14 protein-coding genes and 1 tRNA gene are annotated in these 14202 nt (G+C 40.4%); 9 read left to right on the top strand and 6 right to left on the bottom strand.

Annotated features, from left to right (window positions below; translation table 11 throughout):
• Nucleotides 1-15: 15 nt before the first annotated feature.
• The gene (locus Bra60_RS05730; protein WP_078688882.1) at nt 16-1143 is read left to right on the top strand and encodes a YdaU family protein; all 1128 of its coding nucleotides are present in this window, start codon (nt 16-18) and stop codon (nt 1141-1143) included.
• A 22-nt stretch (nt 1144-1165) separates the two neighbouring features.
• Nucleotides 1166-3205 carry a toprim domain-containing protein gene (locus tag Bra60_RS05735; protein WP_236823915.1) on the top strand — a complete coding sequence of 680 codons (2040 nt, stop codon included), beginning with the start codon at nt 1166-1168 and terminating at the stop codon, nt 3203-3205.
• Between the two features lie 82 nt (nt 3206-3287).
• Here Bra60_RS05735 and Bra60_RS07690 read toward each other — a convergent pair whose 3' ends face one another.
• Nucleotides 3288-3416 carry a hypothetical protein gene (locus tag Bra60_RS07690; RefSeq protein WP_256385653.1) on the bottom strand — a complete coding sequence of 43 codons (129 nt, stop codon included), beginning with the start codon at nt 3414-3416 and terminating at the stop codon, nt 3288-3290.
• A gap of 120 nt (nt 3417-3536) precedes the next feature.
• Nucleotides 3537-3677: a hypothetical protein gene (locus Bra60_RS07620; protein WP_236823984.1), complete on the bottom strand. Its 141-nt coding sequence runs from the start codon at nt 3675-3677 to the stop codon at nt 3537-3539.
• On the opposite strand from Bra60_RS07620, the gene Bra60_RS05740 reads away from it, so the two are divergent.
• Nucleotides 3676-4179, top strand: coding sequence for a hypothetical protein (locus Bra60_RS05740; protein WP_236823979.1), 504 nt, complete (start codon nt 3676-3678; stop codon nt 4177-4179). The two genes, Bra60_RS07620 and Bra60_RS05740, sit on opposite strands and share 2 nt — an antisense overlap.
• A gap of 715 nt (nt 4180-4894) precedes the next feature.
• On the opposite strand, the gene Bra60_RS05745 is transcribed toward Bra60_RS05740, so the two are convergent.
• Nucleotides 4895-4979: transfer RNA gene (locus Bra60_RS05745), tRNA-Leu, on the bottom strand.
• 170 nt (nt 4980-5149) lie between these two features.
• Between Bra60_RS05745 and Bra60_RS05750 the strand changes: the two genes are divergently transcribed.
• The 4 genes from Bra60_RS05750 to dut all read left to right on the top strand — a co-directional run bounded on the left by Bra60_RS05750 (nt 5150) and on the right by dut (nt 8768).
• A complete protein-coding gene (locus Bra60_RS05750) occupies nt 5150-5758 on the top strand; it encodes a YqaA family protein (protein ID WP_035006581.1) in 609 nt (202 codons plus the stop codon).
• A 12-nt stretch (nt 5759-5770) separates the two neighbouring features.
• Nucleotides 5771-6325, top strand: a complete 555-nt coding sequence (locus Bra60_RS05755; protein WP_078688884.1) for a disulfide bond formation protein B — start codon at nt 5771-5773, stop codon at nt 6323-6325.
• Between the two features lie 726 nt (nt 6326-7051).
• Nucleotides 7052-7849: a hypothetical protein gene (locus Bra60_RS05760; RefSeq protein WP_078688885.1), complete on the top strand. Its 798-nt coding sequence runs from the start codon at nt 7052-7054 to the stop codon at nt 7847-7849.
• Nucleotides 7850-8216: 367 nt separating this feature from the next.
• Nucleotides 8217-8768: a dUTP diphosphatase gene (dut, locus tag Bra60_RS05765; protein WP_035006576.1), complete on the top strand. Its 552-nt coding sequence runs from the start codon at nt 8217-8219 to the stop codon at nt 8766-8768.
• 455 nt (nt 8769-9223) lie between these two features.
• Here dut and Bra60_RS05770 read toward each other — a convergent pair whose 3' ends face one another.
• Both Bra60_RS05770 and exbB read right to left on the bottom strand, forming a co-directional pair.
• On the bottom strand, nt 9224-9700 hold the full coding sequence (locus Bra60_RS05770) for a biopolymer transporter ExbD (RefSeq protein WP_078688886.1): 477 nt from the start codon (nt 9698-9700) through the stop codon (nt 9224-9226).
• A complete protein-coding gene (exbB, locus tag Bra60_RS05775) occupies nt 9681-10505 on the bottom strand; it encodes a tonB-system energizer ExbB (RefSeq protein WP_078688887.1) in 825 nt (274 codons plus the stop codon). The genes Bra60_RS05770 and exbB overlap by 20 nt, the downstream gene beginning before the upstream one ends.
• Before the next feature lie 459 nt (nt 10506-10964).
• Between exbB and Bra60_RS05780 the strand changes: the two genes are divergently transcribed.
• On the top strand, nt 10965-11285 hold the full coding sequence (locus tag Bra60_RS05780) for a DUF883 family protein (protein WP_035006790.1): 321 nt from the start codon (nt 10965-10967) through the stop codon (nt 11283-11285).
• 3 nt (nt 11286-11288) lie between these two features.
• The gene (locus Bra60_RS05785) at nt 11289-11726 is read left to right on the top strand and encodes a phage holin family protein (RefSeq protein ID WP_078688888.1); all 438 of its coding nucleotides are present in this window, start codon (nt 11289-11291) and stop codon (nt 11724-11726) included.
• Nucleotides 11727-12340: 614 nt separating this feature from the next.
• Here the strand turns inward: Bra60_RS05785 and glmM are convergent.
• Nucleotides 12341-13696, bottom strand: coding sequence for a phosphoglucosamine mutase (gene glmM, locus Bra60_RS05790; RefSeq protein WP_078673995.1), 1356 nt, complete (start codon nt 13694-13696; stop codon nt 12341-12343).
• Nucleotides 13697-14202: the final 506 nt, after the last annotated feature.

Below are 14202 nucleotides of genomic sequence, written 5' to 3' on the forward strand. Positions count from 1 at the left end.
AAAGTTTATTTCCCTATGAAACAAGTTCTACACTCAGAAGCTCCGCATTATGAATCCTCGATACTTCCTTATGTCTGTTGGTACCAGAATGATTTCCTTGGTGGAGTCCGTGGAATGCGGGCACATGAAATTGGCATTTATACAATTTTACTGAATGAAATGTACGCGCGAGGGCGCCCTTTAAATTTATCAATAGAACGTTTAGCGCGTCTTTGTGGTTGTGACAAGCGAACTTTTGAAAGCGTTTTAGAGATGTTAATAACGGAAGGGAAAATATTACAGCTCGCCAGTGGTCTTTGGAACACACGGTGTGAAATTGTCTTTCATGAACGCGCAAAATTACTTGAGCAAAAATCCTCTGCGGGACGCTCTTCAGCAAAAAAACGCAAGAAAATCAACGAACAATTTCAGCATCTGCTCAACGCCTCTCCTTTAGATGTTGAACGTAACTCAGAAGCTCAGAAGACAGAAGAAAAAGAAACACCTACTGGTGTTTCACAAAAGAAACCATCTGCGGTTGTTTCTTCTGCCTCTTTTTGTGATAGTCCTTCTCCCAAAGAAGACGTCAAAGGGTGTCAACTTTCCCCTGATCAGAAAACAGAAGAAAAAGAAACACCTAACGGTCTTTCACAAAAGAAACCGTCTGCGGTTGTTTCTTCTGCCTCTTTTTGTGATAGTCCTTCTCCCAAAGAAGACGTCAAAGGGTGTCAACTTTCCCCTGATCAGAAAACAGAAGAAAAAGAAACACCTAACGGTCTTTCACAAAAGAAACCGTCTGCGATTGTTTCTTCTGCCTCTTTTTGTGACAGTCTTTCTCCCAAAAAAGACGTCAAAGGATGTCGACTTCCCCCTGAGTGGCGTGCTGACATTGCAGCAGCAATTTCAGAAGGGCTCAATGAAGAACAAGCCCTTTGGCAAGAAAAAAAGTTTCGTGATTATTGGCAAGCGAAAAGTGGCAAAGATGCAAAAAAAGTTGATTGGGCAGCCACCTGGCGTAATTGGTACCGCCGTGAAATTGAGCGTTTACAAGAAAATGATAAACGACTTGCTGCTTTGTCCTCTATCGCTCTTTCGGCCCACTCTGCATCTGCCCTAAGCAACGACCACGAAGAAAGGCTTTATAGCGGCCTTATCAATTATTAAGTTTCTTAACACATCGATAACAATGAGCACACTTTTTGAAATTAAACAAAGACTTACCGCCCAAGCGGGCTCCATAGCAGAAATGCTGCTTCCACAAGGGAAAAAGCGCGGCAATTCTTGGGTTGTAGGCAATATCCATGGCGAAGCAGGACAAAGCCTATCGATCAGCTTAAGCGGCAAAAAAGCAGGGCTTTGGTATGATTTTGCTGAAGGCAATGGCGGAGATCTTCTTGACCTGTGGTGTAGTGTTAAAGGGATTAGTCTTCCTGAGGCGCTTGATGAAGCACGCGCTTATCTCAATCTTTCTCGTCCAAAACCTTTTATGGCTCCTCGCCATCATTATCGTGCTCCTCCTCTTCCGAAAGCAAATATTCCGCAACAGCGGGTTAAAACATACTTGCACAAAGAGCGTTGCATTCCCCTTGAAATTTTACAGCAATACCGGATTGGCGAAGAGGGCAATAAGATTATTTTTCCTTTTTATAAACCAGATGGTACCCTCGCCTTAGTGAAAGAGCGCTTAGCCGAAAACGGTGCAACAGCAAAACCAACAGCCTCTCAATGTGAACCGATTTTATTTGGCTGGCAAGCTTTGTCATTCAAAGACTGTGCTTCAACGGACCGAACTCTTGTGATCACTGAAGGAGAAATTGATGCGCTTTCTTTAGCAGCCTATGGATATCCAGCTGTTTCTGTTCCCTTTGGCGGCGGGAAAGGAGGCAAACAAAATTGGATTGAGAATGAATTTGATCGTTTAGAGTCTTTTGAAACTATTTTTCTTGCTACGGATATGGATACACCGGGGGAAGAAGCAGCATTTGAGATTGCCCATCGCCTTGGTCGCCATCGATGTTATCGCGTCCGCCTTCCTGGCAAAGATGCGAATGCGTGTTTACAAGCAGGTGTTGACGCTTCCATCATCCACGAAGCTTTTTTGCAAGCTCAAAGTTTTACCCCCAAGGGGTTACGCCATGTTTTGGATTATAAGGAGCAAGTTATAAACTTATTTTATCCTTCTGCAAAACAGCATCTTGGCTATACAGTTCCCTATTCAAAACTGAATGGTAAACTTTATTTTCGCCCTGCGGAATTGACCCTTTGGAGTGGAGCCAGTGGTGCTGGCAAAAGCCAACTTTTATCGGATTGCATTCCCCATTGGATTGCGCAAAAAAGCCGTCTTTGCTTAGCTTCTCTTGAAATGAAAGGAGAACAATCTTTACGTCGTTTAACGAAACAAACTGGCGGAACGGACCAACCAACGAAAGAAATGATTGAACGCGTTCTTCATTTTTTAGATGCAGGTCTTATTTTGTACGAGCATGTAGGCAAATCAAGCGTTGATGCCCTCTTAGATATTTTTGACTATTGCCGTGCCAAATATGGCTGTGACCAGTTTATTATAGACAGTTTGATGCGCCTTGGGATCGCCTCCGATGACTATGCAAGACAAGAACAAGCTGTTTATAAAATAGTTGATTGGGCAGTTTTAAACGCTGTTCACATTCATCTTGTAACACATACACGCAAAAGTGGTTTAGAAAAGGATGTCCCAGGCACAGAAGATATTAAAGGCGCCTCAGAAATTGGTGCCAATGCTTTTAACATCATCACCATTTGGCGGAACCGTTCTTTAGAAGACAAAATTTTGTCTACCCATAAACCAGAAGAAAAAGCGCACTTAGCACAACGCCCAGGTGTTATTATCAATATTGCCAAACAACGCTCTGGGGATTTTGAAGGAAAAATTGGGCTCTGGTTTGATCCTAAAACTTACCGTTATCGTTGTTCTTCTTCTGCTCCATTAACGCCCCGATGCTATATTGAACAGAACCAAAATAGCTCTTTGGACTCAAAGCAAAGCCCCATCATCTCTCCCACAGTCAACTGTTTTTCTACACCTCCTCTTCCACAAGAATCTTCTTCTTTTTCTCCTTTATCTTCCCTCGCTACACAAATTCCACCATTCCCTCCAGCAAAAAACAGCAATCCTCCCATCCCTGTCTCTCCCCCTGCTCTCGCCGCACAGAAAAACCCTGCAATACAAAAGAATAATTCTCTTTAAGAACAATCCATCAACCAACCCAAATTCCTTCAATCATCCAACATTCATACCCCTTAAAGCTTTTACTTCAGTGCTTTTCCTCTCAAATAACACCACCACTCTCTTCAGAAGGAAACATCGTGACCCATTCACAAAAAATAGATTCCACCATTCCCTCCAGCAAAAAACAAAAATCCTCCCATCCCTGTCTCTCCCCCTGCTCTCGCCGCACAGAAAAACCCTGCAATACAAAAGAATAATTCTCTTTAAGAACAATCCATCAACCAACCCAAATTCCTTCAATCATCCAACATTCATACCCCTTAAAGCTTTTACTTCAGTGCTTTTCCTCTCAAATAACACCACCACTCTCTTCAGAAGGAAACATCGTGACCCATTCACAAAAAATAGATTCCACCATTCCCTCCAGCAAAAAACAAAAATCCTCCCATCCCTGTCTCTCCTCCTGCTCTCGCTGTAAAAAGAAATCCATTGGTCACCTAAAAACTCGAGAAGTGATCATCGAAACGAGTAATCCTGCCTTTCAACCTACATCTCCAATCAGCACAAAAAACCCACGCACCACTCTTGCTTTTATTGATGCCCACAACCGTCCCATTGCCCTTTTATATAAGAAAGGACATATCAACCAAGCGCAATACAAAGCAGCGGAACGCTTTTATGTTTATTGGCGTCAATGCCAAGGTGATGCACAAATGAGTCTTGATTTGACCATTCAAAAAGTGGATAGCGATCAGCGATATACCCACCCAATAGAAGCCCAAACAAATGCCCTCAAACAATTACAAACAGTCAAAATCGAATTAGGGACTCTTGGGTATCGACTGGTTGAACAAGTGGTCGGTTATGATCAAGCATTTAAAGAATTAAGTCCCTCCAAACGCAAACAAAATTCTCTTGCTGATCATTTACGCGACTGTTTAGACTTGCTTGCTGTTCATTGGGGCTACGCAAATCGCACAAAGATATCTTAAACATGTCTTAACTTCTTGAAAAGAGACTGGCTTGCTGCTCACTGCCGCACTGCAAATCGCACAAAGACATCTAAACTTTTTGAAAAAAGCACGAATCACCTCTTTCATCACCATGTTCTAACACACACCTTTGGAGTCCCCACCCATTGCTTCTACCCTTATACTTCTTCTTGTCTCTTCATTTTCTCTGTATGTGCCTCTTTATATGCTCTCTTTTTTATATGCTCTCTTTTTTACAAAAAACTCTTTTAGCACATCTTTTTGACTTCCCTCCGAAGAGAATCCGGCAAAGAGAAGCCGTTCAACAAATCTTTCAAAGAAGCTCTGCATAAGCACCAGAAAGATCGGAGAGACGCTGTCTCTCCACGAGCTGTATTGGAAACAAACGGCGCCTTATTAGCTTGGTTTTTTGCTTTTATTGAAAGTTTTATTTTTTATCCCAAGGGACGTTTTGTATATTCCCATCACACTTGTTGGCCCTCAAAAGACGCTCTATGCCTTTATTGGCGGTACGGGAGGTTTTGGCTCAACAAGACAAGAATAACACTCTCACCACTCTTCTTCAGAGCAACAATATTTCCCTCGCACACCTCTCCATATAGACAAGTACAGAGACTGCCTCTGCCCCAGATACCACAGTATCCTCTGATAAGATTTTGATCTATTTTTGGAGGGAAAGATCTTATACTTTAAATTAAGAGAATATGAAATAAAGTGGTGCGGGTGGTCGGACTCGAACCGACACTCCTCTCGGAACCAGATTTTGAGTCTGGCGCGTCTACCAGTTCCACCACACCCGCACGACATCTGATAAGGAACACACTTGTCCCCTCTTTTTTTGCACTATATAAAGAACAGAAGATTCGTCAACACTAGATTTTTTTTTGCAAAAATTGGCTATTTTTGTCTCATTCAGGCTTCCTAAGATTTTTTTGATCTTCTTTGCCTCTTTGAATTGTCGGAAGAAATAATGATCTTGAACTCAGTAAAGCTTTGGACAATTTCACTGGCGAAGCGCCGTACAGCGCCTTATTGGCTTGGTTTTATTGCTTTTATTGAAAGTTTTATTTTTTTTATTCCAGCGGATGTTTTGTATATTCCCATCGCGCTTGTCCGCCCTAAGAAGGCGTATTTTTATGCCTTTATTGCAACATTTTTTTCTGTTTTTGGGGGTATTGTTGGATGGTGTCTTGGCTATTTTGCCTTTGACGCGATTGTTAAGCCTCTGTTAGAATTGACCGATCAATATGAAAATTTTCAAATATTATACAATGATACAACGCAAGAATTTTTAGCAGTTTTACTGACTGTTTCAGGTCTCACCCATCTTCCTCCCATCAAAATAACCACCCTTCTTGCAGGCGTTACCCATTTTAATCTTTGGCTTTTTATTCTTCTCTGTATCCTTTCCCGTGGGACACGTTTTTATCTTTTTGCTTGGCTGATTCAACGTTTTGGCTCTCAAGCGACTGACTGGCTTTCCCATCACTTTAAATGGTTTATGCCCCTTTGTTTTCTTTTGCTTTTATTCATTTATGGATTATACATTCTTTTTCTCAAATCATATTTTTCTCTTTAAGGTGTTCATACAGTGATCTTTTCTGACTATTCTTTTAGCCAACATCTTCACTGTACACTGAAGAGCAAAGAGCAAAAATTATGGATTTTTATTCTTGCTATCCTTTTATTGATTCCGATTGGCATTGCCCTTGTGTTCGAATATATTGGTGGCATTCTTCCCTGCAAGTTGTGCATCATTGAACGCTTTCCTTATTATGGCTCTCTGATATTTTTGAGTATTGCTGCCTTATCAACACGATTTTTCCCCTCCTCTGCTTGGATACGCTCTTTGTTCTGGGGTATTTTTATCCTCATGGTCATCAGCCTTATCTTAGCAATCTACCACGCAGGCGCTGAATATCGCTTTTGGGACGCACCGAATAATTGCACATCACACTCTACCATGATCATAACGGATGCCTCTCACCTTTTAAATCAATTAAACGCTATTCAATCTCCCTCTTGTAATCAAGCAGCGGGATATTTTTTGTTTCTTTCCTTTGCTGGCTGGAATGCTGTTGCTAGTTTAGTTCTGATGCTTATCAGCCTCTTTGTTGCTTCAAAAGGACTCTTGAAAAAACAGTAAAAACCATAAAAAATACAAACAACAGCCCATAATACGAACAAAATCCTCCTCTTTTCAATTGTTCTCTTCACCTTTCAAAAGCATTTTTCCTCAAGACGATGTTTTCTATTTTTTCTTTCTTCAGGAAGTAACGAGAAGCACTGCCTGCTTCGTGTTTTTTCTTGCACCTTATCCATTATTTTCAATGATTTCTTGCCAGAAAGAAGAACGGTACACTTTTCAAAAATGTTTCAGATGAAATCCCTTTCTCAAAGAGTTCGCTTTCTTTTTTCCAAAGACAAGAGAACATACCTTCCTTTCGTGCCATCACTTAAGTAGCATACCTCTCACTGTACAAAATCGATTTTCCATTCACCTCCACCAATTCCTCATCATCCTCCCCACCATACTCCAGAAGAAAGCAAAGAGCTCTTTTCGTTCTTTTTTATCCAAAATCTATAGATTCCTCTATCAAAGAGACGATACTCTTCTTTTGACGTTTTAAGAGTCCCCTTATTTCCTCGAACAGCAAACATCTCCGAGCGTTTTCATTCTCTATAAAGTGCATCTAAGGATTGTCATCCTACAGGATATTTTATTGGTATTCTTTACCGACTTAGCGGAATTTTTTCGACAAAGGAAATTTCCTCTTCCACAATTTTACTTTGATCAGAAAGTTTTCGAATTGACTTTCATTATTTTCGTTTTATATTTTAGAATAATTCTAAAACTAATCATATGAGTCCAATGCCTAAGCATTTCTTTTCATCAACACCCCAGAAGGTTTGTTCTTCCTGCACAGCACAAGAAATTGTCGCTCATGCCACCCAATTAAAAAAAGACCATGCTGCATTGTATTTAAAATACGCACGAGCACTCAAATCATCTTGTCCCACTCAAGCTTTGATTCTTGCAACCATGAGTCATAATGAGCTCCAACACCACAAACAATTACTGAACCTTTCTTGCCATATAAATGAAGGAACCTTAGATTCATCGCCTGAAATCTCTGATTTTTCATTCTTTTCTGCTGCTGAGTCCTCCTCTGTAGAGACAGAACAATCGACCCTTACTCCTCATCAAAAGAAAACTCTTCTAACGTGGATTCAACCTGGCCTTGCGGGATTAATGGATGGTTCCATTTCCACCCTTGCTCCTATTTTTGCAGCAGCTTTTGCTACGGGTGACACATACAAAACTTTTTTAGTGGGCCTTTCTGCTTCTATTGGTGCTGGTCTTTCAATGGGATTTACAGAAGCTCTCCATGATGATGGTAAATTATCTGGCCGTGGCTCACCTATAAAAAGAGGGATTGCTTGCGGTCTGATGACAATGCTTGGTGGTCTAGGACATACGATTCCTTATTTGATTGACTCTTTTTTCTTAGCAACGCTTATTGCTTTCATTATTGTCATTTTTGAGTTAGGAGCCATTGTTTGGATCCAAAATAAATTCATGTCTACCCCCTTACGACGCGCTTCTCTTCAGATTATCCTCGGTGGCGCTTTAGTTTTTGCGACAGGGATTTTGATTGGCACAAGCTGAACCCAAAAAGGGGAGCGCTTGTTAATGAAATCATATAAATTCACATCCACCCCCTCATGACAAGCTTCTCTTCAGATTATCCTCGGTGGCGCTTTAGTTTTTGCAACAGCGATTTTGATTGGCACAAGCTGAGCCCAAAAAGGGGAGTGCTTGTTAATGAAATCATATAAATTCACATCCACCCCCTTATGACGCGCTTCTCTTCAGATTATCCTCGGTGGCGCTTTAGTTTTTGCAACAGCGATTTTGATTAGCACAAGCTGAGCCCAAAAAGGGGAGTGCTTGTTAATGAAATCATATCTGCTTGTTTTGTAGGAAGGCTTTTGTTAGGATATAAACTTGATTTATCTTTTGGAAATTCCTTGCAATGCCTCATTCTTCAAATACTCCCCCTTCGACACCTCAAAAAGACACTTTTTCTCACCTGGTACAAAAACTTCCTCTGCGGATTCAGCGTCTTGATCACGGACAGGGGCTTGAGCTTCCCCATTATGCAACGGCAGGATCTGCAGGTCTTGATCTGCGGGCTGCTCTTGCCCCAGAAGAAACTGTGAATCTCGTCCCAGGACAGCGTATTCTCATACCCACTGGTTTTATCTTTCATCTTCTTCCAGGGTACGAAGCACAAATACGTCCACGATCTGGCCTTGCTTTAAAACATGGCATCACTTGCCTAAACACTCCTGGAACAATTGATAGCGATTACCGTGGTGAAGTTAAAGTCCTTCTCATTAATTTAGGGCAAGAAGATTTCTCCATCCACCGTGGAATGCGCATTGCACAAACGGTTATTGCCCCAGTTACCCAAGTTGATGTTTGCGAATTTGATCCTCATCAAGCGGATCCCCTTTCTGCTTCTTTCCAAGCCATTCCAAACGAACGCGGCACGGGAGGCTTTGGCTCAACAGGACAAGAATAACACTCTCACCTCTCTTCTTCAGGGCCGCAATATTTCCCTCACACACCTCTCCATATAGACAGAGCACAGAGACTGCCTCTACCCCAGATGCTACAGTCTCCTCTGAACAGAAGTTTCACATTCCCAAATAGCCCACAACACAGAGAGGCCGGCACAGATTCTAGAACAGCAAATGCCCCCGCACACCTCTCCATATAGACAAAGCACAGAGACTGCCTCTACCCCAGATGCTACAGTCTCCTCTGAACAGAAGTTCCACACTCCTAAATAGCCTACAACACAGATTCTAGAACAGAAAATGCCCTCGCACACCTCTCCATATAAACAAAGCACAGAGACTGCCTCTGCCCCAGATGCCACAGTGTCCTCTGAACAAAAGTTCCATACTCCCAAATAGCCCACAACACAGAGAGGACAACACAGATTCTAGAAGGAGCAAATACTCTAGAATATATTCAGTCATCATCTTCAATAGGATCATTTACCGCAAAATTAGGAGCAGTTATTGCAGCTTTATGGAGCCCTACAAGACCAATTTTAGTATATCCAGCACTTCGGATTTGATTAAGGAGATCCACAACAGCTCCATAATCGATTTCGCTATCTGCTCGAATAAAAATCTTTGTTTCGAAATTACGTTGCGTTTTCTGTAACAAAAGATCAATCAACTCTGTTTTGCTGGTGTGATTTTTTCCAATATAAAGAGCATGATCCTTTTTCAAGGTAATATAAATGGGCTCATCGGTCTGAGCAACAATAGGGGTTTGCGTAAGAGTAGGCAACTGAACAGGAAGAACAGACGTTGCTAAAGGCGCAGCGACCATAAAAACAATCAACAGCACTAAGATGACGTCAATGAAAGGCGTTATATTAATCTCACTATGGAGGCCTTCTTCATTGTTTTCCCAATTATCATATTGATCTATTTTCATGGCTGAGCTGATAATTTTTATTCTGTTGTTGTCTATCGAATTCACGACTTATAAGTCTTTCGATTGCCGCTGCGATATCGGCTAAATCATTTCGATATCCATTCAAAAAACGTATAAAACCATTATAGAGAATAACAGCAGGAATTGCGACAAAGAGCCCTATAGCTGTTGCCAGCAAAGCTTCAGCAATTCCAGGTGCGACGACATCCAACCGTGTTGTTTGGGATTTTGCGATTCCAATAAAGGCATTCATGATCCCCCACACGGTTGCAAAAAGACCAACAAAGGGCGCCACAGATCCAATCGTCGCGAGAACGGCACTTCCACAAGCGATACGCCGCATTGCAGCAAACAAGGAGCGTGATAAAAGCGAATGAACACGTTCTTTCACTCCATCGATATTTCCACAAGAAAGGATATCATAAGGAAAAACTTCGCTTTGGTTTTGGTGCAAATCTTTGGATTTCATAAGACAAAGCTGTTGAGACGACAGACGTATTTCTTTGAGAACTTCTTCCAAAAAGAAGACAGAAGTTCCTTTAATCTTTTGAAAGTTTGCTATGAGTTCTGCAAATGTTTGAGCATCATTCGTTAATTGAAAGACGCGCCGTGCTTTATATTTTGCAACAGTAAATTCAACAATTTTAAAAAAAGCAATGGTCCAGGAAAGAAGAGAAGCCAACAATAAAGCGATAATAACAGCTTGCACAACCCAATCAGCAGCCATAAACATTGAAAAAGGAGAGAAATCATGCATGGGTAATGCATTTGTATTGTTTTCTAAAGGAACTGTATGAGATGTCATATTCTATTCAAAATCCTTATATTTAAATTTTTATTCCCCCTTTATACTTCCCGACTCTTCTTTATATTCGCTTTTTAAAGGTATAAATTTGCAAAAAACAAGTCAATCATTCTTTATTACTTACGATTAATCTTTTTTATCATCAAGAAGATTTTTTAAGATGTTATTTATATTTCTTTTTTTCTAACTTATAAAGAAAATCTCACATTATTAGGACCGATTACATCAGTCTATTTATCGAAGATGTCCCTTGTTTTTGTAGAGCACTCTTCTTTACAGTGTTGTAAGAAGCAAATCCCCCTATTTTTGTTAGAATTGTCATCTAAAAAGACTGTTCCTTAATAGATCAGGGAACCAAGAAGATTTTATGACGTTACAAAGCATGACGAGGAAATTTTTATTTCAGTCAAATGATATCAATACTATGTGCAACATCAGTCAATAGAAAGAACAATGACTATGGCAAATAATAAAACAAACAACAAAACAGAGACAGAAAAAAAACTAAAGAAACAATTGGATCAATTACGCAATGAAATTGCAAGCATCACCTCGACCGTCAGTGACTTTAGTTCCAACAAAATGAACGAAGCAAAAAACAAAGCCGAACAACTTTACAGTTCAGCGAAAGAAAATAGTGAGGAACTCTTATCACAAGCGAAAAGCAAGTACAGTGATTTAGAAAAAACAGTCAATCAACAAGTTCGAGAGCACCCTGGCAAAGCGCTTCTCATTGCAACAGGCATTGGTTTTATTCTTTCTCACTTATTGCGCCGTTAACCAATGTATAAAATGATTACTCCCCTTTTGAACCACCTTGTTGGTAGAGGAATCCAAAGTACTGTGAAGAAGATTCAAATCCAAACATTTTGCTATGGAATTATTGGACTTGCATTATTTATAGCTCTTATCTTTTTATGCATCATAGGTTTTCTCGCATTCTGTTTGGTGATGACTCCTCTTGCGGCAGCAAGTACATTATTTTTGATTTGGCTTTTTATCGCAGGACTTAGCGCTGTTCTTTGCAAGCTTTTAAAATCGTATCACCGTCGCGATCACCAGAAGCAGTGGGAAAAACAGCGTCATGAGCTTATAACAGCTTCAGCCCTTTCCAGTCTTACGCTCCTGAACAAACATTTACCTCTTGTTAAATTAGGAGGACCTCTTCTTGGGTTTATCACTTATTTTCTTTTGAAAAAAAATAAAAAAGACCACCCCTAGAAATAGGGGGAGCGTCTCATGCATCTAAAAGAGGTTTGCTCTTCACGCAAAACTCTCTTCGAGAGGCTTTCTTTTCAAGGTAAAGCTTTTAAAAAGGCCTCTTATTTTCAGAAGAACGCACCCTGTAATGACTTTCATATTGTTTATAACGAGAGTTAAACGCATCCAACAAATATAATATTTTCCTCATTCCCATGACACATTCTCTTCTGCTTGATCTCACAAAGCAAATTTGCCCACAAGCGCATCACTGCTTTTGATCCATCAATTTCTTCAAAGACAGCAAGAGAATAATCTTCACCTCAAAATATCTGTTTCTCTTATGGAGTCTTCTCAACGATTTCTCATATCCAATGCCTATAAAAGAAAGCATTTATATTGAGTGATTATTGTCATCTCTTCCCTTTGCTGATCATAAGAACCGAATTGATAGAACAACTATAGCCGCTCTTCATCCTGTAAAAAGAGTGAGAGATTTCTTTCCACAAAAGAAAAAAAAAGAAGAAGTTTTCCCTTCCTCTTATATAAATTTAGGGAATCAAACAGAGAAATTCACAGCAACAAACACTGGGAAGCCGATCATTTTCTCAAAAGTTGTCCGCTATTTTATACACTTATGCCTGAATGCTATCATACTGGACAAGAACAGTGCTAATCTCTGCAACACCATCTTCAATGACTTTTTGATCATCTCCTTCAGCCATAACGCGAATGAAGGGTTCAGTTCCAGAGGGCCGAATTACCAACCGGACTTCTTTTCCTAAACGTTTCTGGACTTGATCAATTGCAGTTTTGACTTTAGAGTTCTGTAAGATCTTTTTATTTTTAATGGATATATTTTTTAAAATCTGTGGAACAGTTTCAAAACGCTGACATAACTGACTCATAGGAATCTGACTTTCCTGCATACAAGCGAGAATTTGCAAGGCAGCGACCAATCCATCACCAGTCGTTCCAAAATCACTTAAGACAATATGCCCAGAAGACTCCCCACCCACATTGTATCCTTTTTGACGCATAGCATCTACAACGTAGCGATCTCCGACATTTGTACGAATGAGTTCCAATCCTTTGTTGTTTAAGAAACGCTCAAGCCCCAAATTTGACATAATCGATGCAACAACTCCATTTCTCTGCAACCGTTCGGTTTTATACCAATGCTCAGCAATAACAGCAATGATTTGATCCCCATCGATAGTTTGCGCTTTTTCATCAACCATGATCACCCGATCACCATCGCCATCAAGAGCAATTCCGACATCGGCACGCACTTCATGTACTTTCCTTTTTAAAGAGGTGAGATCGGTTGATCCGCATTTCTGGTTAATATTAAGACCTGTTGGCTCATTATTAATCGCAAAGACTTCTGCTCCTAATTCCCATAATGCCCGTGGCGCTGCTTTATAAGTAGCACCATTGGCACAATCGACAACAATACGCAAAGAATCCAGTCGTACATCACGTGGCAAAGTTCGTTTAGCATATTCTATATAGCGATAAATATCCCCTTCCACACGTTTAGCACGACCGATTTCTGAAGCTTCTGCTAAAGAATGTACAAGATCTTTCTCAACCAATTGTTCAATTTTGATTTCTATTTCATCGGAAAGTTTAAAACCATCGGGACCAAAAAGTTTAATACCATTGTCATAAAAAGGATTATGGGAAGCGGAAATCATCACGCCTAAATCAGCCCGTAAGGAACGGCATAACATAGCAACAGCAGGGGTTGGCACCGGTCCTAATAAGAAAGCATCCATTCCAGCAGCGGTCAATCCTGAAACCAAAGCATTTTCTAACATATACCCAGATAAACGTGTGTCCTTTCCAATAACCACACGATGTGACTGTTCTTTTGTGCGAAATAAAACACCCACGGCCATTCCTATTTTCATGGCAAAATCTGGTGTCATAGGAAAAAGATTGGCTTTCCCTCGAATTCCATCTGTACCGAAATATTTTCGTGCCATTTTTTTTCCTTTTACATATCCGTTTCTCTGACAGCCCCCACATACTGCATTTATTATGTTTTGATTATTTTTCTCAATTTTGCACAAACCCCGAGTCTCTTGATGCATAGATCAGTTGAAATCACCCTCTGATCTATCATTTTCTCACCTCACTTTTGCACTTGAAGAGTTACAGTTTTAAGCCCACCATTCTCAACTTTTTGAACAAACTCAGAAGAAGAAGGAAATCTCTTATTAAGACAATATTTTCCCATCCTCCTCAGAAGAGGATATAGAACACACCGCTCAGAGTTCTATACTCTCCGTCAATAATTTTATCTTTCAAGAATCTTAATTTTTGTCCAGCTTTCACTGCACCCTCCTTTGCAAGACCTCTCTTTTTTCTGAATTGATTTTTTAAATCCCACCTTCGCACCTTTCACCCTCCTAGACACTATCCTTTCTGCCCTTAAAATCCTCTAAAGAATTTTAATAGATTTTTGCGTTGATAACGCACAGAGCTATTA

The organism is Bartonella sp. Raccoon60, from assembly GCF_002022585.1.
Classification (GTDB): domain Bacteria; phylum Pseudomonadota; class Alphaproteobacteria; order Rhizobiales; family Rhizobiaceae; genus Bartonella; species Bartonella rochalimae.

What these genes read in the sequence shown, in the direction of transcription:
- Bra60_RS05730 (WP_078688882.1), top strand. Translation starts at nt 16, where the DNA reads ATGAAACAAGTTCTACACTCAGAAGCTCCGCATTATGAATCCTCGATA.
- Bra60_RS05735 (WP_236823915.1), top strand. Translation starts at nt 1,166, where the DNA reads ATGAGCACACTTTTTGAAATTAAACAAAGACTTACCGCCCAAGCGGGC.
- Bra60_RS07620 (WP_236823984.1), bottom strand. Translation starts at nt 3,677, where the DNA reads ATGGATTTCTTTTTACAGCGAGAGCAGGAGGAGAGACAGGGATGGGAG.
- Bra60_RS05750 (WP_035006581.1), top strand. Translation starts at nt 5,150, where the DNA reads ATGATCTTGAACTCAGTAAAGCTTTGGACAATTTCACTGGCGAAGCGC.
- Bra60_RS05760 (WP_078688885.1), top strand. Translation starts at nt 7,052, where the DNA reads ATGCCTAAGCATTTCTTTTCATCAACACCCCAGAAGGTTTGTTCTTCC.
- dut (WP_035006576.1), top strand. Translation starts at nt 8,217, where the DNA reads ATGCCTCATTCTTCAAATACTCCCCCTTCGACACCTCAAAAAGACACT.
- Bra60_RS05770 (WP_078688886.1), bottom strand. Translation starts at nt 9,700, where the DNA reads ATGAAAATAGATCAATATGATAATTGGGAAAACAATGAAGAAGGCCTC.
- exbB (WP_078688887.1), bottom strand. Translation starts at nt 10,505, where the DNA reads ATGACATCTCATACAGTTCCTTTAGAAAACAATACAAATGCATTACCC.
- Bra60_RS05780 (WP_035006790.1), top strand. Translation starts at nt 10,965, where the DNA reads ATGGCAAATAATAAAACAAACAACAAAACAGAGACAGAAAAAAAACTA.
- Bra60_RS05785 (WP_078688888.1), top strand. Translation starts at nt 11,289, where the DNA reads ATGTATAAAATGATTACTCCCCTTTTGAACCACCTTGTTGGTAGAGGA.
- glmM (WP_078673995.1), bottom strand. Translation starts at nt 13,696, where the DNA reads ATGGCACGAAAATATTTCGGTACAGATGGAATTCGAGGGAAAGCCAAT.